The organism is Haloferax sp. YSSS75, assembly GCF_046764215.1.
Classification (GTDB): domain Archaea; phylum Halobacteriota; class Halobacteria; order Halobacteriales; family Haloferacaceae; genus Haloferax.
In genome coordinates this window covers 2,900,950-2,925,843 of record NZ_CP177206.1, presented here as the reverse complement: position 1 = coordinate 2,925,843, position 24,894 = coordinate 2,900,950, and the positions used below count along the sequence as shown (strand labels likewise).

Genomic DNA, 24,894 nt, shown 5'->3' with positions numbered 1-24,894 from the left:
CGCCAACTGTCCGACCAGTCGACATGAGTTTTCGGGCCCAGCCGAGTAGTGCGGTTTGACCGTCTCCGACGGCATTTCCACGCCTCCCTCGGAAAGCGTGGGCAACGCTTGCCGTAACTGGCAGTTATTCCATGCTCCAGAAATATGCATCGCATACATGAATCGAGGTTTCCGCACCCGTGGCCTCCACGCCGGACAGGACCCGGACCCGGCGACAGGGGCCCGTGCCCCACCACTCTATCAGACCACGTCGTACGTCTTCGACGACGCGGACACCGCCGCGGACCTCTACGCGCTCGAATCTGACGGCGACGTCTACTCGCGCATCTCGAACCCGACGACTCGCATCCTCGAACGCCGTCTCGCCGCCCTCGAAGCGGGCGTCGATTCGGTCGTCACCGCCTCTGGAATGGCCGCCCTCGACGCCATCACCACTGTCCTCGCGTCCGCCGGCGACAACGTCGTCCTCTCCGAAGACATGTACGGCGGCACCTCCTCGTACTTCTCGAAGACTGCAACTCGCAGAGGTATCGAACCACGAACTGTCGAGACGCTGGACGTCGACGCCTACGCCGACGCCATCGACGAGGACACCGCGTTCGTCCACGTCGAGACGGTGGCGAACCCCTCGCTGAAGACGCCGGACTTCGAAGCAATCGCCGACGTGGCCCACGACCACCGCGTCCCCCTCGTCGTGGACAACACCTTTGCGACGCCGGCGCTCTGCCGCCCCATCGAACACGGTGCCGACATCGTCTGGGAGTCCACGACGAAGTGGATTCACGGGTCGGGAACCACCGTCGGCGGCGTCGTCGTGGACGGTGGCACCTTCCCGTGGGACGCCGCGGAGTACGACGAACTCTCCGGCGAGAACCCTGCGTTCGGCGTGGACTTCGTCGAACGATTCGGCGAGCGAGCGTTCGCACAGGTCGTCCGCCACCGCGCGGTCAGAAGCACCGGCGGGTGCCAGTCGCCGTTCGACGCGTGGCAGACCATTCAGGGCCTCGAAACGCTGGCACTTCGGATGGAAGCACACTGTGAGAACGCCCGCCGAGTGGCCGAGTTCCTCCGCGACCACGAGGCCGTCTCGTGGGTGTCGTATCCGGGATTCGAAGACCACGAGACGCACGCGTTGGCGTCGAAGTATCTGGAACGCGGGTACGCCGGCATGGTCACGTTCGGACTGAAAGGCAAAGACGACGAGGCGTCCTACGAGGCGGCCAAGACAGTCTGTGAGTCGGTCGAACTCGTCAGTTTCCTCGCCAACATCGGCGACGCGAAGTCGCTTCTCATCCACCCCGCCTCGACGACGCACGCGCAACTCTCCTACGAAGAACAGCGAGCGGCGGGCGTCGAACCCGAGATGCTCCGCCTGTCTGTCGGCATCGAGGACGCCGACGACATCATCGCGGACCTCGACCAGGCTATCGAACAGGCACTTGCGGCGCGAGTGCCCCGCGTCACAGACGGCGGTTCGACCGTCGAGGTGGACCGATGAGTCGTGGACGTGTCGCCCCCGGCAGACAGGTCGAATCGGACGTCGTCGACGTCGGCGAGTTCAGGTTCGAGTCGGGCGAGACCATCCCGAACCTGCAAGTCGCCTACGAGGCGTACGGCGAGTTCACCGGCGACAACGCCGTCGTCGTCTGTCACGCCCTCACTGGAAGCCAACACGTCGCTAGTCTCGGGAGCGGGTCCAGTGTCTCGGGACAGGCCCGTGCGTGGTGGTCCGACATCGTCGGGCCGGGCAAGGCAATCGACACCAACGAGTACTACGTCATCTGCGCGAACGTCCCCGGGTCGTGTTACGGGACGAGTGGCCCCGCGAGTGAGGGACCGGATGGAGACCCGTGGGGAACCGACTTCCCGCCGGTCACCGTCTCCGACTGGACACGCGCACAGCGCCTCCTCTTGGACCACCTCGGAATCGGGCGACTCCACGCCGTCATAGGCGGGTCCGTTGGCGGCATGAACGCCCTCGACTGGGCCGTCCAGTTCCCCGACGACGTGGACCGACTCGTCGTCGTCGCCGCCGCGGCGCGTCTCGACCCGCAGTGTCTGGGACTGGACGCCGTCGCCCGCCGTGCGATTACGACCGACCCGAACTGGAACGGTGGCGACTACTACGGTGAGGACTGCCCTGACCCGGTGGAGGGTCTGGGACTGGCCCGCCAAATCGGCCACCTGATGTATCTCTCGAAGGACTCGATGGACCGCAAGTTCGGCCGCCGGTCCGCTGGTCGCGGCGGGCGCGGTGACACGTACCCCGCAGACCCGGCGGCGGCCTTCTTCCCCTACCGCGAAGTCGAGTCGTATCTCGATTACCAGGCCGAGAAGTTCGCCGAACGGTTCGACGCCAACTCGTATCTCTACCTCACGCGGGCGATGGACGACTTCGACCTCTCGGAGGGGTACGAATCCGACGCCGCCGCGCTCGCGGCGTTCGAAGGCGAAGCCTTGCTCGTCTCCTTCACCGGCGACTGGCACTTCACCACCGAACAGTCGGAGTCGCTGGCGGAGGCGTTCCGCACCGGCGACGCACCGGTCGCACACCACGTCGTCGAATCCGACCACGGCCACGACGCCTTCCTCGTCGAACCCGAGAAGGTCGGCCCGCCGCTCGGTGATTTCGTCGCCGACGGCGTCGCAGGCAGAGCAGTGACCGACACCGCCACCGACGGCGGCGAACCGGAGTCTGACAAAGACTTCGCGCCGGTCCACTCGTCTTTGTTCTCGCGCTGACTCGCCGCTGTTCTCGTGCTGACTCGCCTTCGTTCTCGCGCCGGAGTGCGTTCTCCCCAACCATGATATCCCTCCACCCTGTTGTCTCCTGAAGAAAGATGGCACTGCCTGATGCAGTCGTGCAACTCGGCGTGGTCGTCGTGACCGTCGCCGGTCTCGGAGTCGGCGCTCGACTGCTCGTCGACTCGGTCGTTCGAATGGCGCGTCAACTCGACATCTCGGATTTCACTATCGGCCTGACCGTCGTCGCCGTGGGCACGTCGACACCCGAACTCGCGGTCACCATCGACGCCGCGCTCAAAGGGCTTGGCAACCTCGCGCTCGCCAACGTCTTCGGGTCGAACATCTACAACATCGCGTTCGTGCTCGGTGTCGTCTCGCTCGTTCGCCCCGTCGCTATCGACGCGTCGCTCCTCCGGAGAGACGGCGTCGCACTGCTCGCTAGCACCTTCCTCGCTGGTGCCGTCGTTGCCGACCTGGTGGTGAGTCGCCTCGAAGGCGCGCTCTTGGCCGGTCTGTTCGTCGCCTACACCGCGTTTCTCCTCCGAACCGACCGACAGACCACCGACGAAGACGAACCGGTGCCGGCCTCTGACACGGGTGTCGTGACCGAACGGACGCCGTTTCGGTGGCGTGACGTGGTCTCTCTTCTCGTCGGACTCGGCGTCGTCCTCGTCAGTGGTGACTTCCTGGTTCAGGCGGCGTCGGCCCTCGCGCTCGACGCGGGCGTCTCGGAGTGGGTCATCGGCGGGACAATCGTCGCCGCGGGGACGTCGACCCCCGAACTCGCAGTCTCTCTCGTCGCGCTTCGACGTGGGAGCCTCGGGGTTTCGGTCGGTAACGTCGTCGGGAGCAACGTCTTCAACCTCCTCGGCGTCGTGGGCATCGCGTCGCTCGTTCGCCCGCTGTCGGTGAGCGCGGCGGCGCTGGAGACGTTCTGGTGGCTGGTCGCCGTCTCGCTCGTCGTCGTCGTCGCGCTGTGGACGGGACGGCGACTCTCGCGCATCGAGGGGACGCTACTCACGGGGTCGGAAATCGTCCGGTGGGTGGTGGGGTTGTTCGCCTGACCGGCGTACGATACCCGAATACAGCGCCCCGGACCGCCGGTTTCGGGTCGGCGTCGCAGACACCGGCGGGAATTGCGCTCGCCGCCCTGCTTTAGCCCTCTCACCCCGTCGCACGACGTATGAGCGACGACAAGCCCGGGTTCCACACCCGGAGTCTCCACGCTGGACAGGACCCAGACCCCGAAACAGGTGCTCGCGCACCGCCGCTGTATCAGACCACGTCGTACGTCTTCGACGACGCCGCGGACGCTGCCGCGCAGTTCGCCCTCAAGAAACCCGGCCACATCTACTCCCGTCTGATGAACCCGACGGTGGGGATGCTTCAGGAGCGTCTCGCCTCGCTCGAAAGCGGCGTCGGCGCCGTCGCCACCGCCTCCGGCATGGCCTCGTTCGACCTGCTGACCTTCCTGCTCGCGTCCGTCGGCGACAACATCGTCTCCGCGTCGTCGCTCTACGGTGGGACCTACACCTACCTCACCCACTCAGTCGAACGCCGCGGCGTCACCACGCGCTTCGTCGATACGCTCGACGTGGACGCCTACGAGGAAGCCATCGACGAGGACACCGCCTTCGTCCACCTCGAAACCATCGGCAATCCGGCGCTCGTGACGCCCGACATCGAGGCAATCGCCGAGGTTGCCCACGACCACGGGACGCCGCTCGTCGTGGACAACACGTTCGCGACGCCCTACCTGTGCAACCCGCTCGAACACGGTGCCGACATCGTCTGGCAGTCCACGACGAAGTGGATTCACGGCGCTGGGACGACTATCGGCGGCGTTCTCGTCGACGGCGGCGACTTCCCGTGGGGCGAGTACGCCGACGACTACCCGGAGATTGCCAAGCCCAACCCGGCGTACCACGGCGTCAACTTCGACGAGACGTTCGGCCCCGCCGGATTCACCTACGCCGCAATCGCCCGTGGTCTGCGCGACCTCGGCAACTCACAGTCACCGTTCGACGCGTGGCAGACGCTCGAAAAGCTCGAATCGCTCCCGCTTCGGATGCGTGCTCACTGTGAGAACGCACAGGCCGTCGCGGAGTTCCTCGAAGACCACGAGAAGGTGTCGTGGGTGAACTATCCCGGCCTCGAATCCCACGAGACCCACGAGGAAGCCTCGAAGTACCTCGACGGCGGCTACGGCGGCATGATTACGTTCGGCCTCGCAGACGGCTACGAAGCGGCGAAGGGGACGGTCAACAACGTCGAACTCGCGTCGCTTCTCGCCAACGTCGGTGACGCGAAGACGCTCGTCATCCACCCGGCGTCGACGACCCACCAGCAACTCACCGAAGACGAACAGGCCGCCGCGGGCGTCACGCCCGACATGGTCCGCCTGTCTGTCGGCATCGAGGACGTAGACGACATCATCGCGGACCTCGACCAGGCGATTCGGTCGGCGTCGAACTGACCCACTGCCTGTCCGAGGCGGTGAGCGACCGACGGTTCGACCGTCGCTCCTTTTGCGGATGAGCGGGAATGAGACTGCGTGGTACAAACACTCCTCTTCGTTGGACTCCTGGTGGCAGTGTTTGTCGGGTTCAACATCGGTGGGTCGTCGACCGGTGTCGCGTTTGGCCCGGCCGTCGGGAGCAACGTGCTCGGAAAACTCACTGCAGCGGCGTTGATGACGGGGTTCGCCCTTCTCGGTGGGTGGACGATTGGGCGGGAAGTCGTCGCCAAGATGGGTGGCGAAATCGTCCCGCAGAGTGAGTTCACGCTCGCTGCGAGTGTCGCCGTCCTGTTCTTCGTCGGGTTGGCGCTGTTGGTCTCGAACACGTTCGGCGTCCCCGCGTCGACGTCGATGACCGCCGTCGGCGCAATCGCTGGCCTCGGCCTCGCTCGTGGCTCTCTCAACTCCGACGTGATGCTCGAAATCATCTCGTGGTGGATCGTCGCGCCGGTCATCGCCTTCTGGATTTGCGCGGTCATCGGCCGCTACGTCTATCCGTATCTCGACGCGTGGCTCAAACTCGACCAGAGCCCCGGTCCACTCGTCGAAGTCGACCGGAGCGGCCTGATTCCCAACGTCGGACTCGGGCCGAACACCACGTATCGTGAGTTCGGGAGCACGATTCTGGTCGTCGTCGTCGCCTGTTACATGGCGTTTTCCGCCGGTGCGTCGAACGTCGCGAACGCCGTCGCTCCGCTCGTCGGCAACGGTGCAATCGCGATGAACACCGGCATCCTCATCGCTGGCGGGGCAATCGGTCTCGGTGCGTTTACCATCGCCCGCCGGACGCTCGACACCGTCGGCAACGACCTGACGGAACTGCCCATCCTCGCGGCGCTCATCGTCGAAACCGTGAGCGCGTCACTCATCTCCTTTCTCTCGGCAATCGGCATCCCGGCGAGTCTCGCCGTGAGCGCGACGATGTGTATCGTCGGCCTCGGATGGGGGCGTGCGACCCGGACCGTCACACTCGGGGAGGCACTCGGCGGCGAGACGCCACAGGTGTCGGTCAACGCACTCGCCGCAGAACGGGAAGACGAAGTCCCGAAGATGGGCGAAGAAGAACCGAACAAACTCGCTGCCCACGACCTGTTCGACCCCGGAACCACCGGCCGTGTCATCTTCTTCTGGATGCTCACGCCCTCGCTGTCGGCCATCGCCTCGTACGCGCTGTTCTCTTCGAGCGTCTTCTGAGCCCACCGACCCACTGCGACCCCTCATTTGACGGTATCCACCGTCGACAACCCCACTATGCTGGCCGGTTTTTCACCGCACGGAACAGCAAAGTCTAATGGTGTGGCCTCCGAACCGCTTGTTGATGCCCACGGTAACCTACCTTAACTACGAAGCTGTTGACGACCAGGGCTGGGACCTCGACGACGACGACCTCTTCGACAAGGCCGCTGACGCCGGTCTCGACGGTGAAGACTTTGGCGAGATGGAAGTCAACCAGGGCGAGTACATCCTGGAAGCCGCCGAGGCGCAGGGCTACGACTGGCCCTTCAGCTGCCGCGCAGGTGCCTGTGCGAACTGTGCTGCCATCGTCAAGGAAGGCGACATCGAGATGGACATGCAGCAGATCCTCTCCGACGAGGAAGTCAACGACAAGAACGTCCGTCTGACTTGCATCGGTTCGCCCACGGCTGACGAGGTCAAAATCGTCTACAACGCGAAGCACCTCGACTACCTGCAGAACCGCGTCATCTAAGACGCCAACTCAGTATTTTCTTTTGACGCCGACCGGTGAGCGGCAGCACCAGCTATCGCCACTATCGTCTCTGAGAACCTTCCCGAACACCTAACTCCCCTGCCCCCAGTCTGCCGGTATGTTCGGTATCGGCACGCTCCCCGACCTCTTGCGACTGGTCGTCGTGCCCGTCCTCGCGTGGACTGCGTGGCGGGACATCCGCACACGACGCGTCCCCAACGTCGTCTGGTATCCGCTGGCGGCGCTGGGACTCGTCTTGCTCGTGTGGGAACTCCTCGGCCACCTCCCGGTAGAGACGGTGTTCGACCGCCTCTACCTCATTCGCGTCGGTGTGAGTGTCTTCTTCGTCGTCCCGCTTTCGTACCTGTTCTGGCGACTCGGTGGATTCGGTGGTGCCGACGCCAAGGCACTGATGGTGTTCGCCATCCTCTTGCCGACGTTCCCGAGTTACACCCTCGGCGGGGTCACACTCCCCCTGTCGCAGACGCGACTCGGCGTCTTCTCGATGACCATCCTGACGAACACCGTCATCCTCGGACTCGCGTACCCGCTGTTGCTGGCCGCTCGCAACCTCGCCGCTGGTGAGTTCGAGGTGCCGATTTCGTTCGTCGGCCGGCGCGTCTCCGTCCCGTCGCTTTCGACCACCCACGGCCGTCTCTTCGAATCGCCCGACGGCATCACGAGAAACGGGTTAGACCTCGACGCGCTTCGGATGTACCTCCGCTGGCGCGGCGTCACGCTGGCCGACGTCCGCGAGAATCCCGAGACGTTCCGCAATCCCGAGCACATCGAGGAGACGTTCGACCCGACCGATGGCGCGGTCCACCGCGACGTGAGCACCGACGGTGGCGTCACCGAACCCGGCGAGTCGATGTCGAACGACACCGACGAAGATTCTGACCTCGCCCCCGACAACGACTTCGACGACCCGTGGGGTGCGGCCGAGTTCATGGACGCTATCGACGGGTCGGCGTACGGGACGACGCCCGAGAAACTCCGCGGAGGCCTCGAACTCGTGACGACGCGCGAGTCCGTCTGGATTTCACCGGGCATCCCGTTCATCGTCCCGATGTTCGCCGGTCTCGTCGTCGCGTTCGTCTACGGCGACATCCTCTTCGGCATCCTCGGTGCGCTCGGAATCGCCTGAGGCCACGTCCACGACGCACAAGAGATAACTCTCGTGACCTCGTGGCCCGAATCATGACTATCGAGGTCGATTTCGGCGACGACGGACTGGTTCCCGCAGTCGCACAGGACGCCGACTCCGGGGAGGTGCTCATGCTGGCGTACGTCTCGCCGGAAGCGCTCGAACGAACCGTCGAGACGGGACGCGCACACTACTACTCGCGGAGTCGAGACGAACTGTGGGAGAAGGGTGCGTCGAGTGGGCACACACAGGAGGTTCGCGAGGTTCGCGTCGACTGCGACGCCGACACCCTCCTCTATCTCGTCGACCAGAACGTCGGCGCGTGCCACACCGGTCACCGGTCGTGTTTCTATCGGACTCTCGACGGCGAGAACGTCGGTGAACGCGTCTTCGACCCCGACGCCGTCTACGACGACTAACCGACTGGAAGCAGCACACAGCAATGGTAAACGGAATCACCGTCGTGGCCGCCGCCGTCGGGCTCGGCTGTTTCGCACTCGGTGCTCGACTCCTCAAGAGCGCCGCTGCCGCCCGTCGTGTCGCTCGCTCGGACGACCCAGAGTTCGTCCTCGACCCGACGCGGGAGGACCCGCCGGACGACGCGATAGACGGCGACGACCTCGAACGCGGGTTCATGTTACTCGTCTTCGGTGCGCTCGCACTGGTCTTCGCGGCGATTAGTCTCTGAACGGCCGGGTTCGGCCGTGACCGGACGGGCTACTCTCCGAGCGAACGCGCCATGATGACCGCGGGATACGTGTCGCCACCGACGTCCGTCTCGGTCTGTTCGACTACCTCGAACCCCTTCGTGCGATAGAACTGCTGTGCCGCATGGTTGTCCGCGAACGTCTCCAAGACGAGGTGGTCGTACCGGGATGGGACTGCCGAGGTGACGTCGTCGAGGAGTACGGACCCGATTCCCTCGCCCCACCGAGCGGGGTCCACGTAGATGACCCACAGTCCGGCGTCGTCGTCATCGACGAACGACTTCGTCTCGTCACCCCAGCGAGTCGCCGCGAACCCGACGACACCAGTCTCGTCACCCGGTGTCGATTCGTCGACGGCGACGACGTATCTCCCCAAGTCGGTTTCGTCGAGCATGTTCGCGTACTCGAATCGCTGGCGAAGTGTGTCGTCGTCGGGGGTGTCGTCCGAGTCCGGGAGGGCGTCGTCAGGGAGGATGTGGTCGTACGCTTCGACCCAACAGCGAACGTTCACCTGCCAGACACCTCGCATCTCGGCGACTGACTGCGGTGGCCTGACCGTGATGGAACGTTCCATAGACGAATCTCGGTCTCCCGAGTGAAAATACTCCGCCAGTTACAGGTCGTCGACTGCGGTTCGCAGTGCGGACTCGGCGTCTTCTGCGAGTTCCGTCGCTCGCGCTTCCTCGTGGGCCTCGGCGTAGATGCGGACCTTCGGTTCGGTCCCCGATGGGCGGACGAGGACCCACGCGTCGCCGTAGTCGAGACGATAGCCGTCGGTCGTATTCGGGGTGGCATCCGACGCGGCGGCGTACTCGTCGGCGGCGTTGAGCATGGCCGTCAACTCCGCTTCGTCGTCGTACTCGATGTTGATACGGACGTTGTAGTAGTCTTGATACGGCGCGACGATGTCGCTCGCGGGGCGTTCGGCGACGAGTTCGAGGAACTTCGCGGCGATGTAGGCACCGTCGCGGACGAGGCGGTAGTTCGGGAAGAAGATGCCGCCGTTGCCCTCGCCGGCGATGGGGACGTTCTCGCCTGCGCGCCAGAGTTCGCGGATGCGCGTGATGAGATTCGTCGCCCCGATGGGTGTCAGTTCGAGTTCTGCACCGACGTCGTCACAGACGTCGACGAGTCGTTGGGAGACGTTCACCGCGGAGACGGCGAAGTCGCCCGGTTCGAGGAACGCGGCGGCGAGCGCGGCTAACGACGCTTCGCCGGAGATAGTCTGGCCGTGTTCGTCGACGAAGATGGCCCGGTCTGCGTCGCCGTCGTGGGCGATACCCACGTCGGCGTCCGTCGCGCGGACGAGTCGTTCGAGGTCACCGAGGTTCTCCGGGACCGGTTCGGACTGCCGTCCGGGGAAGTGGCCGTCCGGTTGGGCGTTGACGGTACGGACCTCACAGCCGAGTTCGCGCAGGAAGTCGGGTGTGACGAGCGACCCAGCACCGTGGCCGGGGTCGAGGGCGACGGTGAGGTTCGCCGCCGCGATTGCCTCGCGGTCCACGTTCGCGAGCAGTTCCTCGCGATAGTCGTCGTTGACCGTCCCGACCGACCGACAACTGCCGACTTCGTCCCACGGTGCCACGTCGAACTCTTCGGTCAGGATGTGGTCTTCGATGCGCTCTAACTCTTCGACAGAGAGTTCGATACCGTCGTCGCCGACGAGTTTGACGCCGTTGAACTCGGGTGGGTTGTGCGAAGCGGTGATGACCACTCCCGGAATCGACTGGTTCTCACAGTAGCGAACGGCAGCAGGCGTCGGCACCACGCCGAGGTCATCGACGTCGACGCCGACGCTCGCGAGACCGGACGCTGCAGCATTGACGAACATCTCTCCTGTGGTTCGTGTATCGCGGGCGACGGCGACACGGTCGCCCGTCCAGACCGTTCCGGCGGCCTTGGCGACGCGGAGGACGAACTCCGGGGTGAGGCTCTCACCGACCACACCACGTGTCCCGCTGGAACCGAAGAGTTTCATTGAGTATGTCTGTATCCCGGCGAGACAAAGCCGTTCCGAACTGTTGTTTCACGAGTTACGGAATACGTTCCCACTTCCGTCGCCGGATTCGGTGCGTTTAGGCCGGTCGCTCGCCCACGATGGCGTATGTTCCCGGAGTTCGAAGTCGTTCCCGCCGTCGACATGCAAGACGGCGAAGTCGTCCAACTCGTGCAGGGTGAACGCGGCACCGAGAAGACCTACGGCGACCCTGTCGAGGCCGCTCAGCGATGGGTCGATGCCGGTGCGAAGACGCTTCACCTCGTTGACCTCGACGGTGCGTTCGAGGGCGAGCGAAAGAACGCGCCGGCGGTCGATGCCGTCCTCGACGCAGTCGACGTCCCGGTCCAACTCGGCGGCGGCATCCGCACCGCCGACGGTGCTCGTGACCTTCTCGAACGTGGCGTCGACCGGGTCATCCTCGGAACTGCCGCCGTCGAGAACCCGGACATCGTCGCCGAACTCGCCGCGGACTACCCCGACGGCGTGATGGTGAGCCTCGACGCGAAAGACGGCGAAGTCGTCGTCTCCGGGTGGACCGAGGGAACCGGTCTCGACCCTGCCGAAGCGGCGTCACGATACGAAGAACTCGGTGCGGCGGCGATTCTGTTCACGGACGTCGACGTCGAGGGCCAACTCGAAGGCGTCCATCTCGAAACCACATCCCGGGTCGTCGATGCCGTCGATATCCCAGTCGTCGCCTCCGGCGGCGTCGCCTCACTCGACGATATCGTCGCGCTCCGGGACGCGGGCGCTGCCGCGACTGTCGTCGGCACCGCGCTCTACGAAGGGCGGTTCACGCTCGAAGACGCGATGGACGCCTGAGGCGGCGTCTCACGAGTGTCGCGAGAGCGAACACACTGACCGTGATGACGTCCCGTTTCGGACGCACCACTGTCCGCCCCACTGGTCGTCGTGACGAGCGGTCGGTGGTGATACTGTGTACCACCCGCGTTCCGTTATCTGTCGCTTCCTGTGCCTTCGGAGACTGCTGTCGCGCCCACCGCCAGTGCGACGAGCACTAAGCCGAGTGCGACGGCCATCTCCGACTGTGCAGTCAACAGGAGTCCCCCGACGCAGATGGTGTATCCAGCCACCAGCGCTCCCTTGCGATGCATACACCACGATATCCGTCTGAAGATATGAATTTCCCGGCAGACAGACGTCTGACACCGGCCACAACGTTGATAACAGCAGCCACGACGCCCCGAATGACGGTTTCACCACGCACCGGCCTCTCTACTCGTTCACCGACGTCGCTACTCGTTCACCGACGTCGCTACTCACTCATTGACGTCTTCACCGCTCGGTGGTGACCCGCGTGCCGACGCCGTCTCACTCGTCGGGTCCGGGCCGTCGAGGAGGTCCGAGAGTGAGCGTGGAAGCACCCCCGAATCGGCCGCTGCCGATTGGGTCGTTCCGTCGGCCGACCCGTCGTGTGCGTCCACGTCGGGGTCCTCGGTCGGTGGGTCGTAGTAGTACAGGTAGTCGCCGTGTATCACGTAGTACGTCCCGTCGTTCGGGTCTTCGAGGACGCTGTTGTTCGTGTCGATGGCGAAATCGACGAGGTCACCGAGTGACGCCGCGTGGGCCATCGGGAGGTCGAACGCGGACGACGGAAGTTCGATACGGTTTATCCACTCGTCGAACTCCGTGCGTGCCTCTCGGTAGGTGAGATATTCGCGCTCTGTCGTCGTCGGTTCGAGTGTCCCGTCTCGCTTCTTCGAGACCACCAGACCGAGTGCGGCGAGCGAGAGGACGAACAGTGACGACGACCCGACGCCGGTCAGCGGGTCGGGGTCGTTCGGAACGACGACCTGTTCGGTCGCAGTGTGTGCTTCCGTCACCGTTCCCGGGTTGCTCACGGTGTAGACGTCACCCACACCGACCGGGAGCGTGTACACCTCTGTTCTGTCGACTGCATCGCCGTTGACGGTCCCCGACACGTCGACGGTCACCCGGACGAAGGCCTCGGTGGTACCGACCGACCCGCCGAGTTCCTCGGATATCTTGGTGCTCTGGTTGGTGAGGGCACTCGCGTTGAACGAGAAGGGAGCGGTGACCGACTCGCCCGGTGCGAGGTGCGTAGCGTCGGGGTCCGCCAGGTCCCGACTCATCTGCCAGTAGCGCGTCTCGATTTCGTCGTTTCGGTCGCGTTTCACCGACCGCAAGACGAGTTCGGACTCGGTGTCGACGACGAGGGCACCGCTCTCGCTCGCGGTGTAGCCGTAGGTGAACGCCCCGTCGAGTACCGGAGAGATTGCGCTGAAGTACGCCGACCGATTCTCCAGTGTCGTGCCCACGTAGTAGACACGGTTCGGTTCCGAGACGGTCGCCGAGTGGTCGAAGTTCGCGGTGGTCTCCCACGACGGTCCCTGCCGCTCTTCGGTGTGTGTCCCCGGATTCGCGTACGTTGAGTACGCGGCGAACCCGCTCGCCAGTGCCAACACCACGAGCACCGCGACTACGACGGCGAAATAGGTGGCGACCACCCCCCGCACGCGTATCGTCCAGTCTGCCATCTGATGGCAATTGATTTCTCGTCAGATTAGTAACGCATCGACTAATTTCGGATGTCGTGACTTCAGCCGGGATTAATGCCCTGTCGGTGGGTTGTGACCGGCGTTCAGACGGATTTCATGACCTGAAACCGGTCGCCGTACTGTGCGAGCACCCACTCGTCGAGTGCCTCGTCGAGATACTGCTCTGTCTCGGTGAGGTTCGCGGCCTCGACGGTGGATATCTGCTGCCACGTCCGCGCCGACTCGTCGAATCCGAGTGCGTGTGCTGTCGAGTCGGTGGCGAGTTTGACCGCATAGATTCGCATCTCGCCGTCTTCTTCGACGCCGCCGTAGGGGACGACGTGGAGGCCACTCTCGTTGAGTTGCTGGATGTCCGTCTGTCTGACTGGACGACGGGGAAGGTGTGCAACGCTGCGCATGACTGGTCAATCGCAGCACTCGCTCTTGATAAGTTGGCGGCTAATGGAGCGCAAGCACTGCTATCGGGCTCTTAGCAGTCGTCGGATGCGTGTGGTGAGTGGGAGTCCTCGGTTCTTGGAGCGCTTACGGATGCGCCCCTTCCCGAGGAGCGTGATACCGAAGAGGTAGAACGGGATACCGATGAGGGCGTCGATGACGACGATGGGAAGCCACGGGTGGACGGTGTAGAGCGATTGGATGAGTGGAGTCGGGAGGATGGCGAGGTAGCGGTGTTCGGTGAGGTAGCGACGGTAATATCCGGTTTCGTCCTCAGCGTACAGGGTGACTCTGATATGCTTCTGCTCGTTGGCCACGAGGGTGAACTGTCTGGGATGGACCTCGATACCGTCGCTCGCTTCGGAGTAGAAGACGACGACCGGGAGGGTTCCTGTATTTACGACAGGTCTCTCGTGTGTCTTCGATTGACCAATTGGAATGACGTTGGGACGATCCGAAGTGAAGTCTGAACTTACGACGCCGTACTGTTGTGCACCCGAAGGAACAGCCATGGGGAGGGTGAGGCCGACGATGAGAATCAACGTGAACAGACCAACAATGTATTTCGCGTCGACGCTCGATTCCTGTCTGTCGTGTAGTCGGTCTTCTCTTTGCCTAGAATTCCCCTCACGCGATTTACTCACTAGATAGTAGACGACTGACCCGACCAAAAGGAGATACGAGAAGCCTGTCGGACCGAGGAGTGATTTCGTTCCAAGGAGAATCGCAGCTCGTCTCTGGACCAGTTGTATCCCACCTTGCACGGCGACGACGACGTCTCCGAGGTGAGGGAGGACTACCACCTGTCCGTCAATCTGGAGAGCTTGTGCGACGATTTGGGGCTGTTTGACGGGGGGTTCGACCCCGTCTTGGTCACTAAATGGATTGTTGTCTCCTTTCGTGATGTATCCGTGTTCGGTCTGTTCGACGACGCGGTGGGTCGTCAGCCCACCACCGTGTAGCTCTTCCGCCCGAAAGACGACGACGTCCCCCGCCTCGACCGGTCCAGCGAGCGCCTGAGGCACTGCGACGAACCCATCACCCGGATTCAGTGTCGATTGCATACTTCCCGTCGTCACGAATCCAATCAGGACTGGTTGGCCGAGTAACTGCCCAGCGACGAGTACCAAGACGAAACACACGAGCAGAACTTCGAGAACACTTGTCGCAGTGGTTCGAGCGGTACTCATTAGTCGTCTCTTTCACTTCGTTGAAAATAGTAAGATAGTGCCTGAAGACCGGTCAACCAGCCGACTTACTGGTTGAGGTTCTCGCTCGCTCTGATGACCACGTCTCCGGTGGTCATCGTCCCGACGGTGTTCATACCCCTCGTGTCGACGTAGATGCCGACCGAAATCGAGTCTCCGACTCCGATTTTGGGATTCGCGTACCCAACCCAGTAGTCCTGACCATTGTCGGTCGTCTCGTCTGCTTCTTTGTCGTCGTCGGCGGTGTCGGAACCTTCGGCAGTTCCCGGGTATCCTTCTATCGCGTAGAGACCGCCGGTCGAGTCGGTGTTGCCGTCGGGTAGCGCGCTCCCGTCGACGTAAAAGACGATTCGGTCGGAGTAGTTGAGAGCGTCGTCGTCCACGAGGAGGTCGATCGGTTGGGTCCCCTGATTGGTCACTTGGAAGACCGCATCGAACCACGTCTCGGCGTCAGGGTTGAGACCGTTACCCCCCGTATCCGAATCACTGTTGAAGTTAACGACCAGTTCGTTGTTCGCACCGACCTTCGCGTGTTCGCCATTTTCGAGACTGTTCGGTGCCGATAGGCCGAGGTACGCGTTGTTGTCAGCAGCGATCGAGAAGGATGCACTTCTGCTACCTTGGAAGTTCGAGAAGGCACCAGTCCCCACTGCTGCGCTCGCACCTGCCGCGAGGGACCCGAGTCCCACGATGAATTTGCGTCGTTTCATAGTTTGTTTCGCTCCATTGTCGCCACGTCCCGGCCGTCGTCGACCGGTGACGCGTCGTTCACAGCATCAACGGGTTGACACGTAGTAATAGACAGCCACCAGTTGGCTCGAAGAGAGCCTATTGTCCCGACGGGCAGTCGTGGTGGGCTGGAAATGAGGTCAGAAGGAGAGAGAAATCGCACCCATGAGGCTCTCCGACCAGTCGTTAGGACTGTCATTCAACGACTGTAAACTGTCATAACGTTGCGTTACTCCTTCATTTCGGGCACTACGCGGGTGCTAACTAAGCACGTCTCTGTGGACAGTCATGTACCAACGGTACAGGACTCTGAGTAGCGGCATAACGACGACGATGCACGACCACAAATCGACAAACGGGGCTGAGTTTCAGGCTGTATCGAACGACACTGTCGAGTCTATCGAGGAGCCGACGCGCGACGACGTGTTCGAGGTGCTGAGCAATCGGAGGCGACGATACGCCCTCCATCACCTGAAACAACTCGACTCCACGGAACCGGTCGACCTGTCGCTCGTCTCGACACAGGTGGCGGCGTGGGAACTGGGGTCGGACCCGCAGTCGCTTTCGTACGACGACCGGAAGAACGTCCACACGTCGCTGTACCAGTTCCACGCGCCGAAGATGGACGAGATGGGACTCATCCACTACGACAAACGCGGTGGGACGGTCGAACTCACCGAATACGGTCGCGAAATCGACGTCTATCTCGAAACCGTCTCGGGGAGACAGATTCCGTGGAGTATCTACTTCTTTTTACTCTCACTCGGGGCGACGGTTCTCGCGACGGCCGTCTGGTTGGACCTCGCCCCGTTTTCGTTGTTCTCCGACGTCGCCTGGACCGAGTTCATCGCTATCTCGTTTCTCTTTTCGTCGTCCGTCTTCGCCTACTACAATCGCTATTCGATGCGCGTCGGCAACGACGGACCACCACCGGAGGTCGACGACTGATGCGACGTCGGTCGGCCGTCCTCTTCGTCGTCCTCCTGTTCGTCGTGGCGACGACGGCCACCGGAACGCAGAGCCTCAGCGCCAGTGAACTCGACCGCGGTATCTCCGCCACTGTCGTCTCCGACGACGAAGCGTACCTCGGGTACGTCGCTGACGTAGACGACGAGGGAGTGCTGACGGTCGAACTCACGAATTCCCTCCAGAGTGAACCGACGTTGGACGTGGTCGTCGAACTGTCGAACGGGAGTGTCACGACGACGAATACGACTACGCTCTCACCCGGCCAGCGCGAACAACTCGAATTCGGTCGGGTGTCCTGTGATGCGACGATTGGGGTCGTGGCCACGGGCCAATCGGTCGGTATCGAACTGCTGCGGCCGGTACCGTGCGACGATTCGTCGTTCGACGACGGGGGCGAGGATGGTGAGGATGGAGACGGCGGAGGCGAGGATGGTGAGGATGAAGACGACGAGGGTGAGGATGGAGGCCAATAACGAGTCGCTCGTCGTCGAATAGAAGTAGACGAGTTCTCACACTCGACTCTCACGGGGAGACGACCGACGAGAATTCCTATATGCCCGGCCCTCTTCGAACGCGACATGAGCGACGCCGACAGAAGCGCTGCCGTCTCCCGCGAGACATCTGAGACGACTATCGACGTGACACTCACCGTCGACGGTGACGGTGACGCCGCCGTCGAGACCGGTATCGGCTTTTTCGACCACATGTTGGAGGCGTTCGCCAAACACGGCCTATTCGACCTGACGGTCCAGTGTGACGGCGACTTGCACATCGACGACCACCACACCGTCGAGGACGTGGCTATCGTCCTCGGTGAGGCGTTCACCGAGGCGCTCGGCGACAAACGCGGTATCGTCCGCTACGCCGACCGGAAGGTCCCACTGGACGAAGCAGTCGCGTCCGTCGTCGTCGACGTCTCCGGTCGCCCATTCTTCGACTTCACTGGCGACTTCTCCCAACCGTCCGTCGGTGAGTTCACGAGCGTCATGGCCGAACACTTCTGTCTGTCGCTGGCGATGAACGCCGGCCTCACGCTCCACGCCGGCGTCGAGGGCGAAAACGCCCACCACGAAGTCGAAGCGCTGTTCAAGGCGCTCGCACGGGCACTCGACGACGCGACGCGCGTCGACCCACGGCGCTCCGACACCCCGAGTACGAAAGGAAAGCTGTAATCTGGTTTCAGGGTTTTCTGAGCGTCCCGTCGTCGTCCACGAGGAGGCCACGCTCGACTGCGTAATCGAAGATTTCTGCGACCTGTTCGTCGTCTAAATCGTAGGCGTTCGACGCCAGTGCCTCGACGTCTGCGCGTTCGACCGGGAATTCGCGGTTCTGGAGGATTCGGACGACTTTTCGGAACTGAGGCGGTTCGCTCGGCGTGTCGGACTCGTCTTCGTCGTCAGCAGTCGTCGGTTCGTCCGGTTCCGACGCCTCCGGTGGTTCTGTTTCTGCGTCTGCTTCGTCACCGTCCTCGGCCTGCACCGCATCGTCGTCGAGTGGGTCTGCCGTGTCGTCCGTTGGGTCGTCGTCCGGTGACGCGTGGTCTGCCGGTTCGGGTGGCGTCGGTGCGGGGTCCATCGAGTCGACGCCCACCGACACGGCATCGCCATCCGACTCCATCCCGCTCGTCGCCGCGGAGAGACCCGCCTCTGCCGGCGAATCGTCCGGGACTTCGACTTGGGAGTCGACACCGAGACGGGTGAGAAGTGGCTCGATGACGTCTGTCAGTGTCTCGCGACAGTGGTCACAGAGGACGACTCGCCGCTGGTCGTCCGCCGGGGTGAGTTCCGGGGGCAGTACCTCGAAGACACCGACGGCGTCGGTGCCGCAGAAGTCACACGAGCGTAGTTCGCGCATGCTCGTCGGGTCTTCGCCACGACGGTTAAACCCTCGTGCCGAACCGAGGACAGCGCTCTCGACGAACGCTCGACGACGAACGCACCGAGACGGGTGACTGTCGTCTCGCCACACGCTCGACACACCACTTAATGTGGGTGGCCGCAAATTTGCGAACCGACGAATGTTCGACGAGATTATGGAGAAGTTCGAGGGCAGTCCGAGCCAACAGGCTGTCATTCGACTGCTCTTAGAACGTGGCTTCTCCGTGAACGACCAGGGACGGGTCGTCTCCGGGGGTATCGAGATTCCAAACACCGGCATCGCACGCGAAGCAGACGTCGACAGGCGCGTCGTCGACTCGACGACGGACGCAATCCTCGCCGACGAAGAACTCCGACGCATCTTCCAGAACATCTCTGCGATTCCGAGTCTGATGGACCTCGCGCCGGTACTCGACCTGTCCGTGCTCACCGTCGAGGTGGCGAACGCCGACGAACCGGGTATCGTCGCCACAGTCACCTCGAAACTCGCCGACGCCGGCATCTCGATTCGTCAGACGATAAGCGAAGACCCGGAGTTCACCGACGACCCGAAGCTCTACATCATCACCGACCAGCCCATCCCGGGTGACCTGCTCAACGACCTCTCGAACCTCGAGTTCATCAGACGCATCTCCATCGCCTGACGGTCGATTCGTACCTGTTAGTTCGTGTGGCTTTCTGTCAATTGACAGTAAGACTCATGTGTCAATTTCTGCTACTCTCTACCATGTCCCACGCCCGCAGTTGTCTCTGTTGTGGAGAGCAGGTTTCGCGAACACGCCCGCTTTGCGGCGTCTGTATCCAGAACGGGTGTACCTCGTACGCGAACGCGTGCGGGCAGTGACCTGACAGTACGGGTCGTCGGGCCGGTGTGACCCCGCTTGGTCGTCGGGGAGGTGGGAATCCTTTTGCATGCCGGGACGCCAACTCGCAGTCATGACTGACGCCTACCGTACCGTCGCGAAGCGGGCCGAAGCGCGCTTCGAGGTGCAAGGGTCGGAGTTCATCGGCTACATCTCGCCCGCAGAGTCGGTCGAAGCGGCGGAGGCGTTCGTCGAGGAAATCGAGGAGCGACACCCCGACGCCACGCACAACGTCCCCGCCTACCGCGTTCCGGCAGGTGACGCGTCGTCGGCAGTTCCCGGCGGTGGAAACGTCATGCTCCGGGAGTACCAGAGCGACGACGGCGAACCAACCGGGTCGTCGGGCAAACCCGCACTCAACGTCCTCGTCCAACAGGACGTCCGCAACGTCGTCGTCGTCGTGACGCGCTACTACGGCGGCACCAACCTCGGCGTCGGTGGCCTCGCTCGTGCGTACTCTCGCGCCGTCAAAGAGGCGCTCGACGCCGCCGGTATCGTCGAAGAGATTCCACACGAACGGTTCACTGCGACGGTCGAATACGACGACTCGGGCAGTGTCCGTGGGATTCTCGAATCCACCGGCGTCGAGTTCGACGCCGACTACGACCAGGACGTCTCGTTTTCGGTTCGCGTCCCCGTCGAGGACGCCGACGCACTCAGGGATAGACTCCGCAGTGCGACGAGTGGTCGTGTCGACATAGAATAAGAGACGGACCGACTGTGAGTCGGCCGTAAGCGAGGGACCGACTGTGAGTCGGCGTTAGTCGGTCGGTTCGGGCGCGCCTGCGGGCGTCTCGCGTCGGCCCTGTTCTGCTTCGCGGCGGTTCTTCAGTGCGAGCGCACCGAAGATGGCCCCACCGACGGCGCGCATCGCGAGGTCGACGGTGACCGTGTTGGGGACGGTCCCGACGAGTCCGAGTGCGCCACCGAGGTCGAACGCGGCGTTCAGCAGGAGCATCGGTGCCATGAGCAGGAACGCTGCGAAGGCGAAGAGGGCGCGTTCCGCGCGACTCACGCGACTGTAGAAGTAGCCGATGACAGTCGCACCCAGCGCGATGACGCCGATGAAGACGCCAGTGACGGGGATGACGATTTCGGGTATCGAGAACCCGACGTCAGCGAGGTCTGCGAACGTGACCGTCCTCGCCGCCTCGCCTCGGCCGCGGAGGAGCAAGATGCCCGGTGTGAGGGCGAACGCGAACGGGACGACTGCCTTGTTGAGTGACAGCGAGAACGCCTGGACCCCGGTCTGGAACGGATCAGACCGGGCGATACCAGACGCGGCATACGCTGCCACTGCCACCGGTGGTGTGATGTCTGCAATCACCCCGAAGTACAGGATGAACAGGTGAGCGGCCAACAGCGGGATGTCCGAAGACTGTGCAATCGCCGGGCCGAGCAGGGAGACGAGGATAATGTACGTCACCGTCGTCGGCATCCCCATTCCGAGGATGATAGAGGCGATTGCGGTAAAGAGCAGGAGCAGGACGATAGACCCGCCTGCGACTGCCTTGATGAGTGCCGTCAGGTTCGGTCCGAGACCCGTCGCGCTGACGACGCCGGGGATGATACCCGCGGCGGCGACGGCGACGACGACTTCGGTCGAGGTTCGGGCACCGGAGTCCATCGACTTCCCGATGAACGTCACGTACCGGAACGCGTTGACGTCCGACAGCGACGGGCGAGAGAGTGCCGAGGCGATGTTGTCGGACGCCTCGTCGACGGCGTCGTCGAACTCGACCAGCGTCGATTCGAGGGCCGGTCGGACGAGCATGACGCCGAGACTCACGAAGATGGCGATGATACCGAGTTCGCCGGCGGCCGCGAGTAGCGCGGCCGTGATGCCGAGCGCTTCACCACTGCCACCCGTGATGGCGTCGAGGAGGCCCACGCCGGTGGTGGCGTAGGCACCGACCTGTGCGACGAAGAGCGTCACGATACCACCGATGAGGGGGATACGAGTCCGTTCGGTGTACGCGGCGACCACGGCGAGGAGTGCCATAATCGCGATGAGTGTAAACCACGCAGACCGCGCGACGGTCAGTCGCTCGACGAGCAGGTAGTACAGGAGCAGTGCAATCGGGATGAGGTAGAACCAACCACGCGTGAGGTGGTGACGGAGGTCGACGACCTCAGAACGGTCGAGACCACCGATGTTCGCACGGGTCGCTTCGAGGTGGACCATCACCCAGACACCGAAGAAGAACACGATGGCAGGGATGGCCGCCGCGATGATGATGTCCGAGAACGGCACGCCGATGAACTCTATCATCAGGAAGGCGGCCGCACCCATGACGGGCGGGAGAATCTGCCCACCAGAGGACGCTGACGCCTCGACAGCACCTGCGAACTCAGCGCGGTAGCCGGACCGCTTCATCAGCGGGATGGTGAACGCACCGGTCGTCACGGTGTTCGCAATCGACGACCCGGAGATGGTTCCCATGAACCCGGACGCGAGAATCGACGCCTTCGCCGGGCCACCCTTGCGGGTCCCCGTCGCGGCGTACGCGAGGTCGATGAACCACTGCCCAGCACCGGACATCTCCAGGAACGCTCCGAAGAGGATGAAGATGTAGATGAACTGCACGGAGACGGTGACCGGAATCCCGAACACACCGTTTTCCGTGTTGTACCAGAGGTTCTGGATGATGTTCGGCCACGTCCCTTGCGGGATGGAGAGGACGCCGATGAGCGGCGTCGACGGCGAGATGATGTAGCCGAATCTGGCGTAGACGATGAACGACGCGACGATGAGCGTCAGGTAGAACCCGAGCGAGCGTCGCGTCGCTTCGAGCACCAGGAAGACGCCGACGATGCCGAGGAAGAACGGATACGACACGTCGGCGAGCGGGATGCCGAAGGCACTGATTGCCTCGGCGAGGATGCCCAGCGGACCGAGGTACGTCGCGACCGAACGACCTGCTTCGAGGCCGAAGATACGGAGTTGCTGAATCTCGCTCCACTCCATCACCATGTACATGGCCGTCGCGGCGGCCAACACCATGAAGAGAACGTCGAGTGGCGTCACGCGCTCGCGTTCGGGGTCGACGGCGAGCCATCGGACGACTCGCCGAACGCCGTCTGCGGCACGCGTGACGAGGTGGTCCTCACCTAAATTCGATGCGAGTGATGGAACGACGCGGCCGAGACGCGTGGCAAACGCCCCGTGTCCGGTCGTCGCCGGGAAGAGGATGAACGCGAGGATGAGTGCGAAGGCGACGTGAACGGAGTTCACCTGCAGGAGTTGCAGTGACCCGAGCGACACCTCGCCGACGAGTGGGAGCGTCGCGGAGAAGTCGAACCCGCGGGCCGCCAACCACATCTGGAACACCGAGAAGGAGATGGCGATGATGGAAGTGATAATCGCGGCCCATCCGGTGACGGTCCGCTTTCGGTCGATGCCCTCCAGCATCTGTTGTGCCTCCTCTTCGGATATCTTGTCCTCCGTGTCCACGTCGTCTGGAGTCGTCTCTGCGTCTGTGCTCTCTGCCTCACGGTCCTCGGGTGACTCCCCACCGTCAGTCCGAATCGGTGGTGAATCGGCTTCGCGTCCTCCCGGGTGGGTGGACCGTGGGGCAACACTTCGGTCGGTGGGGTCGTCGCTTCGACCCTCGTCGGATGTTCTGTTCGTCATTGTCAGTGGAGGGCAGCATCGAGGACCGACTGATTCGTGAGGTGTAGGCGAACTGAGCGCGCATCAGAGAGTGCCACGAGGTCGTACGTCTCTCCACTCACGTGGAGTTTGTGGCCAGCGATATGGCCGGGTTTGACGTAAACCTCCTCCCAGCTCCCCTCTGGGTCGAAGACGTACGAACCGTTTTCTTTGTGGACGTCAGCACGGGCTGGGAGCCCCCACCCGTACGATTCGAACTCCATTCTCGTCATCTCGAGTTCACCATCTCGTACCGTGTACTCGTCGAGGACGCGCGTCTTCTCGACGCTATGGTTGTACTCGATGGAGACGGTAGTATCTTCCTGAACCGGGGCTGTCAGTAGCTGTTCACCTGTTTCGGCGTCTTCCACGACGAGAACTTGCCCAGCAGGAACAGCGGCACTTCCCCCGACGGCGAGCGCTAACAACGCAACTGCGACGAGGATGCGCGTGCGATTCGAAGTAAGCATCGAAAGGGGTGATTGGGTTGGTATACTGCGGAATCTAAGAGTCGATTGGGTGGCTTAGCCGAAGTAAGCCTGAGCGCCGGGATGCAGGTCGATGGACATGCCGTCCTGTGCGGTTTCCTTCGAGATGAAGTCCGTCTTGATGGTCAGGTCGTCGACGTTGTCGAAGATTGCCGCGGAGACGGCTTCGACCGTCGCGTCGGGCTGTTCGGCGTTGGTCGCAATCATCGCCTGGACCGAGACGGTTGGGGCGGGGCTCTCGAGGCCGTAGGTTCCTGCCGGGACTTCGTCGTCGGCGTAGAACGGTGCGGCGTCCTTGACGGCCTGCCGGTTGTCACCTTCGATCGGCACGACGACCACGTCTTCGGTCGCGGCGAGCTCTTCGATGGCGCCAACTGGCCAGCCACCGACGACGAATGCGGCGTCGATGTCGCCGTTCTTGAGCTGGTCAGAGGCCTGCGAGAAGCCAGTGTTCTGCTCGTCGTAGTCGGTGATACCGAGTGCTTCGAGAATCTGGTTGGCGTTGACCTGCGTACCGGAACCGAGGTCACCGGTGTTGATGGTCGCTCCCGAGAGGTCAGACGGCGTCTCGACGCCGGTGTCGGCGAGCGTGATGAGGTGGATGGTCTCCGGGTAGAGCGTGGCGACACCACTGAGGTTCTCGACGGCGTTCCCTTGGAACGCTTCGATGCCAGTTCCGTTCTTCGCGAAGAACGCAACGTCGTTCTGAATCAGTGCGAAGTCGGCGTCGCCACGGGCGAGACTGCCGACGTTCTCGACGGATGCACCGGTAGACTGCACCTGAAGCGTGAAGTCGGTGTTCGCCTCGACGACGGACTTGAACTCGTTCGAGAGCGGGAAGTAGGTCCCACCCGTGCCGCCTGCGTGCCACGAGAGTCGGGTCGTCTCACCGCCACCGTTTCCGCTTTCGGTGGTCGTCTCTTCGGATTCCGTCGTCTCTTCGCCACCGTTTCCGCTTTCGGTGGTCGTCTCTTCGCCGTCGCCACCGCCGGTACAGCCAGCGAGGCCAGCGAGTCCGACGGCACCTGTTGCAGCGATAAACTCTCTGCGGTCAAGTTTCCGAGTCATACAGTACCATTTGTATTAATCAGTATATATCCCTGTTCATCTCAGCACCCGTAATGTGTATATTTTCACATATTGGTACATAAATTATTATTTATAGTTATAGTTATAAATACGTGGTGGGTTACCATAGTTCAAATGATAGTCATTCGTTGTGAAAATGTCAAATCACCATGAGGGTCGCGGAGTCGGGTCGGGTTCGCGTGTATCATGCCCCGTCGTTCTGTGGTACTGCCGTTCGGTG

26 protein-coding genes are annotated in these 24,894 nt (G+C 62.9%); 15 read left to right on the top strand and 11 right to left on the bottom strand.

The annotated features are described in order from the left end of the window. Positions 1-157 precede the first annotated feature (157 nt). The 9 genes from ACK3R5_RS15250 to ACK3R5_RS15210 all read left to right on the top strand — a co-directional run bounded on the left by ACK3R5_RS15250 (position 158) and on the right by ACK3R5_RS15210 (position 8,806). The gene (locus ACK3R5_RS15250) at positions 158-1,498 is read left to right on the top strand and encodes an O-acetylhomoserine aminocarboxypropyltransferase/cysteine synthase family protein (RefSeq protein WP_411967571.1); all 1,341 of its coding nucleotides are present in this window, start codon (positions 158-160) and stop codon (positions 1,496-1,498) included. Then, the gene (gene metX / locus ACK3R5_RS15245; protein ID WP_411967570.1) at positions 1,495-2,742 is read left to right on the top strand and encodes a homoserine O-acetyltransferase MetX; all 1,248 of its coding nucleotides are present in this window, start codon (positions 1,495-1,497) and stop codon (positions 2,740-2,742) included. The genes ACK3R5_RS15250 and metX overlap by 4 nt, the downstream gene beginning before the upstream one ends. A gap of 98 nt (positions 2,743-2,840) precedes the next feature. Further along, positions 2,841-3,809 carry a calcium/sodium antiporter gene (locus ACK3R5_RS15240; protein ID WP_411967569.1) on the top strand — a complete coding sequence of 323 codons (969 nt, stop codon included), beginning with the start codon at positions 2,841-2,843 and terminating at the stop codon, positions 3,807-3,809. 119 nt (positions 3,810-3,928) lie between these two features. Then, positions 3,929-5,221 carry an O-acetylhomoserine aminocarboxypropyltransferase/cysteine synthase family protein gene (locus ACK3R5_RS15235; RefSeq protein WP_411967568.1) on the top strand — a complete coding sequence of 431 codons (1,293 nt, stop codon included), beginning with the start codon at positions 3,929-3,931 and terminating at the stop codon, positions 5,219-5,221. 117 nt (positions 5,222-5,338) lie between these two features. Beyond that, positions 5,339-6,457, top strand: a complete 1,119-nt coding sequence (locus tag ACK3R5_RS15230) for an anion permease (RefSeq protein WP_411968668.1) — start codon at positions 5,339-5,341, stop codon at positions 6,455-6,457. A 124-nt stretch (positions 6,458-6,581) separates the two neighbouring features. Further along, complete coding sequence (fer, locus tag ACK3R5_RS15225) at positions 6,582-6,971, top strand: ferredoxin Fer (protein WP_411967567.1); 390 nt, start codon at positions 6,582-6,584, stop codon at positions 6,969-6,971. 118 nt (positions 6,972-7,089) lie between these two features. Beyond that, positions 7,090-8,118, top strand: coding sequence for a prepilin peptidase (locus tag ACK3R5_RS15220; protein WP_411967566.1), 1,029 nt, complete (start codon positions 7,090-7,092; stop codon positions 8,116-8,118). A gap of 53 nt (positions 8,119-8,171) precedes the next feature. Then, positions 8,172-8,537, top strand: coding sequence for a phosphoribosyl-AMP cyclohydrolase (hisI, locus tag ACK3R5_RS15215; RefSeq protein ID WP_411964886.1), 366 nt, complete (start codon positions 8,172-8,174; stop codon positions 8,535-8,537). Positions 8,538-8,560: 23 nt separating this feature from the next. After that, on the top strand, positions 8,561-8,806 hold the full coding sequence (locus tag ACK3R5_RS15210) for a hypothetical protein (RefSeq protein ID WP_411964885.1): 246 nt from the start codon (positions 8,561-8,563) through the stop codon (positions 8,804-8,806). Positions 8,807-8,835: 29 nt separating this feature from the next. Here ACK3R5_RS15210 and ACK3R5_RS15205 read toward each other — a convergent pair whose 3' ends face one another. Continuing rightward, positions 8,836-9,399 (bottom strand): GNAT family N-acetyltransferase, encoded by a 564-nt coding sequence (locus ACK3R5_RS15205; RefSeq protein ID WP_411967565.1) that lies wholly within the window; start codon positions 9,397-9,399, stop codon positions 8,836-8,838. A 39-nt stretch (positions 9,400-9,438) separates the two neighbouring features. Further along, a complete protein-coding gene (glmM, locus tag ACK3R5_RS15200; protein WP_411967564.1) occupies positions 9,439-10,803 on the bottom strand; it encodes a phosphoglucosamine mutase in 1,365 nt (454 codons plus the stop codon). 126 nt (positions 10,804-10,929) lie between these two features. Between glmM and hisA the strand changes: the two genes are divergently transcribed. After that, a complete protein-coding gene (gene hisA / locus ACK3R5_RS15195) occupies positions 10,930-11,646 on the top strand; it encodes a 1-(5-phosphoribosyl)-5-[(5-phosphoribosylamino)methylideneamino]imidazole-4-carboxamide isomerase (protein WP_411967563.1) in 717 nt (238 codons plus the stop codon). 134 nt (positions 11,647-11,780) lie between these two features. Here hisA and ACK3R5_RS15190 read toward each other — a convergent pair whose 3' ends face one another. From ACK3R5_RS15190 to ACK3R5_RS15170, 5 genes are all read right to left on the bottom strand, one after another. Further along, on the bottom strand, positions 11,781-11,939 hold the full coding sequence (locus tag ACK3R5_RS15190; RefSeq protein ID WP_411964881.1) for a hypothetical protein: 159 nt from the start codon (positions 11,937-11,939) through the stop codon (positions 11,781-11,783). A gap of 165 nt (positions 11,940-12,104) precedes the next feature. Continuing rightward, entirely contained in the window at positions 12,105-13,343 is a 1,239-nt protein-coding gene (locus tag ACK3R5_RS15185) for a DUF5305 domain-containing protein (protein WP_411967562.1), read from the bottom strand. Positions 13,344-13,447: 104 nt separating this feature from the next. Then, complete coding sequence (locus ACK3R5_RS15180; RefSeq protein WP_411964879.1) at positions 13,448-13,762, bottom strand: hypothetical protein; 315 nt, start codon at positions 13,760-13,762, stop codon at positions 13,448-13,450. Between the two features lie 60 nt (positions 13,763-13,822). Next, complete coding sequence (locus tag ACK3R5_RS15175) at positions 13,823-14,989, bottom strand: signal peptidase I (protein WP_411967561.1); 1,167 nt, start codon at positions 14,987-14,989, stop codon at positions 13,823-13,825. Between the two features lie 65 nt (positions 14,990-15,054). Next, on the bottom strand, positions 15,055-15,717 hold the full coding sequence (locus ACK3R5_RS15170) for a hypothetical protein (RefSeq protein ID WP_411967560.1): 663 nt from the start codon (positions 15,715-15,717) through the stop codon (positions 15,055-15,057). A gap of 352 nt (positions 15,718-16,069) precedes the next feature. On the opposite strand from ACK3R5_RS15170, the gene ACK3R5_RS15165 reads away from it, so the two are divergent. From ACK3R5_RS15165 to hisB, 3 genes are all read left to right on the top strand, one after another. Then, a complete protein-coding gene (locus tag ACK3R5_RS15165) occupies positions 16,070-16,684 on the top strand; it encodes a hypothetical protein (protein ID WP_411967559.1) in 615 nt (204 codons plus the stop codon). Then, on the top strand, positions 16,684-17,178 hold the full coding sequence (locus ACK3R5_RS15160) for a hypothetical protein (protein ID WP_411967558.1): 495 nt from the start codon (positions 16,684-16,686) through the stop codon (positions 17,176-17,178). Before ACK3R5_RS15165 ends, ACK3R5_RS15160 begins: the two co-directional genes overlap by 1 nt. Before the next feature lie 105 nt (positions 17,179-17,283). Continuing rightward, the gene (gene hisB, locus ACK3R5_RS15155; protein ID WP_411964875.1) at positions 17,284-17,877 is read left to right on the top strand and encodes an imidazoleglycerol-phosphate dehydratase HisB; all 594 of its coding nucleotides are present in this window, start codon (positions 17,284-17,286) and stop codon (positions 17,875-17,877) included. A 7-nt stretch (positions 17,878-17,884) separates the two neighbouring features. Here the strand turns inward: hisB and ACK3R5_RS15150 are convergent, their stop codons facing one another. Beyond that, on the bottom strand, positions 17,885-18,559 hold the full coding sequence (locus tag ACK3R5_RS15150; protein WP_411967557.1) for a hypothetical protein: 675 nt from the start codon (positions 18,557-18,559) through the stop codon (positions 17,885-17,887). 163 nt (positions 18,560-18,722) lie between these two features. Here ACK3R5_RS15150 and ACK3R5_RS15145 point away from each other — a divergent pair, with 163 nt between their 5' ends. Continuing rightward, positions 18,723-19,226, top strand: coding sequence for an ACT domain-containing protein (locus ACK3R5_RS15145; protein ID WP_411964873.1), 504 nt, complete (start codon positions 18,723-18,725; stop codon positions 19,224-19,226). A 292-nt stretch (positions 19,227-19,518) separates the two neighbouring features. After that, the gene (locus ACK3R5_RS15140) at positions 19,519-20,151 is read left to right on the top strand and encodes an IMPACT family protein (protein ID WP_411964872.1); all 633 of its coding nucleotides are present in this window, start codon (positions 19,519-19,521) and stop codon (positions 20,149-20,151) included. A gap of 54 nt (positions 20,152-20,205) precedes the next feature. On the opposite strand, the gene ACK3R5_RS15135 is transcribed toward ACK3R5_RS15140, so the two are convergent. The 3 genes from ACK3R5_RS15135 to ACK3R5_RS15125 are packed head-to-tail and all read right to left on the bottom strand — an operon-like array spanning position 20,206 to position 24,653. Further along, positions 20,206-23,079 carry a TRAP transporter permease gene (locus ACK3R5_RS15135; RefSeq protein ID WP_411967556.1) on the bottom strand — a complete coding sequence of 958 codons (2,874 nt, stop codon included), beginning with the start codon at positions 23,077-23,079 and terminating at the stop codon, positions 20,206-20,208. Between the two features lie 2 nt (positions 23,080-23,081). Next, a complete protein-coding gene (locus tag ACK3R5_RS15130) occupies positions 23,082-23,567 on the bottom strand; it encodes a DUF1850 domain-containing protein (RefSeq protein ID WP_411967555.1) in 486 nt (161 codons plus the stop codon). Positions 23,568-23,621: 54 nt separating this feature from the next. After that, entirely contained in the window at positions 23,622-24,653 is a 1,032-nt protein-coding gene (locus ACK3R5_RS15125; protein WP_411964869.1) for a TAXI family TRAP transporter solute-binding subunit, read from the bottom strand. Between the last annotated feature and the right edge of the window lie 241 nt (positions 24,654-24,894).

Bases quoted from the DNA above. Each gene is read 5' to 3' on its own strand.
- hisI (WP_411964886.1), top strand. From the start codon at position 8,172: ATGACTATCGAGGTCGATTTCGGCGACGACGGACTGGTTCCCGCAGTC.
- ACK3R5_RS15250 (WP_411967571.1), top strand. From the start codon at position 158: ATGAATCGAGGTTTCCGCACCCGTGGCCTCCACGCCGGACAGGACCCG.
- ACK3R5_RS15145 (WP_411964873.1), top strand. From the start codon at position 18,723: ATGTTCGACGAGATTATGGAGAAGTTCGAGGGCAGTCCGAGCCAACAG.
- ACK3R5_RS15240 (WP_411967569.1), top strand. From the start codon at position 2,841: ATGGCACTGCCTGATGCAGTCGTGCAACTCGGCGTGGTCGTCGTGACC.
- ACK3R5_RS15125 (WP_411964869.1), bottom strand. From the start codon at position 24,653: ATGACTCGGAAACTTGACCGCAGAGAGTTTATCGCTGCAACAGGTGCC.
- ACK3R5_RS15140 (WP_411964872.1), top strand. From the start codon at position 19,519: ATGACTGACGCCTACCGTACCGTCGCGAAGCGGGCCGAAGCGCGCTTC.
- ACK3R5_RS15180 (WP_411964879.1), bottom strand. From the start codon at position 13,762: ATGCGCAGCGTTGCACACCTTCCCCGTCGTCCAGTCAGACAGACGGAC.
- ACK3R5_RS15210 (WP_411964885.1), top strand. From the start codon at position 8,561: ATGGTAAACGGAATCACCGTCGTGGCCGCCGCCGTCGGGCTCGGCTGT.
- ACK3R5_RS15150 (WP_411967557.1), bottom strand. From the start codon at position 18,559: ATGCGCGAACTACGCTCGTGTGACTTCTGCGGCACCGACGCCGTCGGT.
- ACK3R5_RS15130 (WP_411967555.1), bottom strand. From the start codon at position 23,567: ATGCTTACTTCGAATCGCACGCGCATCCTCGTCGCAGTTGCGTTGTTA.
- fer (WP_411967567.1), top strand. From the start codon at position 6,582: ATGCCCACGGTAACCTACCTTAACTACGAAGCTGTTGACGACCAGGGC.
- hisB (WP_411964875.1), top strand. From the start codon at position 17,284: ATGAGCGACGCCGACAGAAGCGCTGCCGTCTCCCGCGAGACATCTGAG.
- glmM (WP_411967564.1), bottom strand. From the start codon at position 10,803: ATGAAACTCTTCGGTTCCAGCGGGACACGTGGTGTGGTCGGTGAGAGC.
- ACK3R5_RS15160 (WP_411967558.1), top strand. From the start codon at position 16,684: ATGCGACGTCGGTCGGCCGTCCTCTTCGTCGTCCTCCTGTTCGTCGTG.
- hisA (WP_411967563.1), top strand. From the start codon at position 10,930: ATGTTCCCGGAGTTCGAAGTCGTTCCCGCCGTCGACATGCAAGACGGC.
- ACK3R5_RS15175 (WP_411967561.1), bottom strand. From the start codon at position 14,989: ATGAGTACCGCTCGAACCACTGCGACAAGTGTTCTCGAAGTTCTGCTC.
- ACK3R5_RS15185 (WP_411967562.1), bottom strand. From the start codon at position 13,343: ATGGCAGACTGGACGATACGCGTGCGGGGGGTGGTCGCCACCTATTTC.
- ACK3R5_RS15135 (WP_411967556.1), bottom strand. From the start codon at position 23,079: ATGACGAACAGAACATCCGACGAGGGTCGAAGCGACGACCCCACCGAC.
- ACK3R5_RS15235 (WP_411967568.1), top strand. From the start codon at position 3,929: ATGAGCGACGACAAGCCCGGGTTCCACACCCGGAGTCTCCACGCTGGA.
- ACK3R5_RS15170 (WP_411967560.1), bottom strand. From the start codon at position 15,717: ATGAAACGACGCAAATTCATCGTGGGACTCGGGTCCCTCGCGGCAGGT.
- ACK3R5_RS15220 (WP_411967566.1), top strand. From the start codon at position 7,090: ATGTTCGGTATCGGCACGCTCCCCGACCTCTTGCGACTGGTCGTCGTG.
- ACK3R5_RS15190 (WP_411964881.1), bottom strand. From the start codon at position 11,939: ATGCATCGCAAGGGAGCGCTGGTGGCTGGATACACCATCTGCGTCGGG.
- ACK3R5_RS15165 (WP_411967559.1), top strand. From the start codon at position 16,070: ATGCACGACCACAAATCGACAAACGGGGCTGAGTTTCAGGCTGTATCG.
- metX (WP_411967570.1), top strand. From the start codon at position 1,495: ATGAGTCGTGGACGTGTCGCCCCCGGCAGACAGGTCGAATCGGACGTC.
- ACK3R5_RS15205 (WP_411967565.1), bottom strand. From the start codon at position 9,399: ATGGAACGTTCCATCACGGTCAGGCCACCGCAGTCAGTCGCCGAGATG.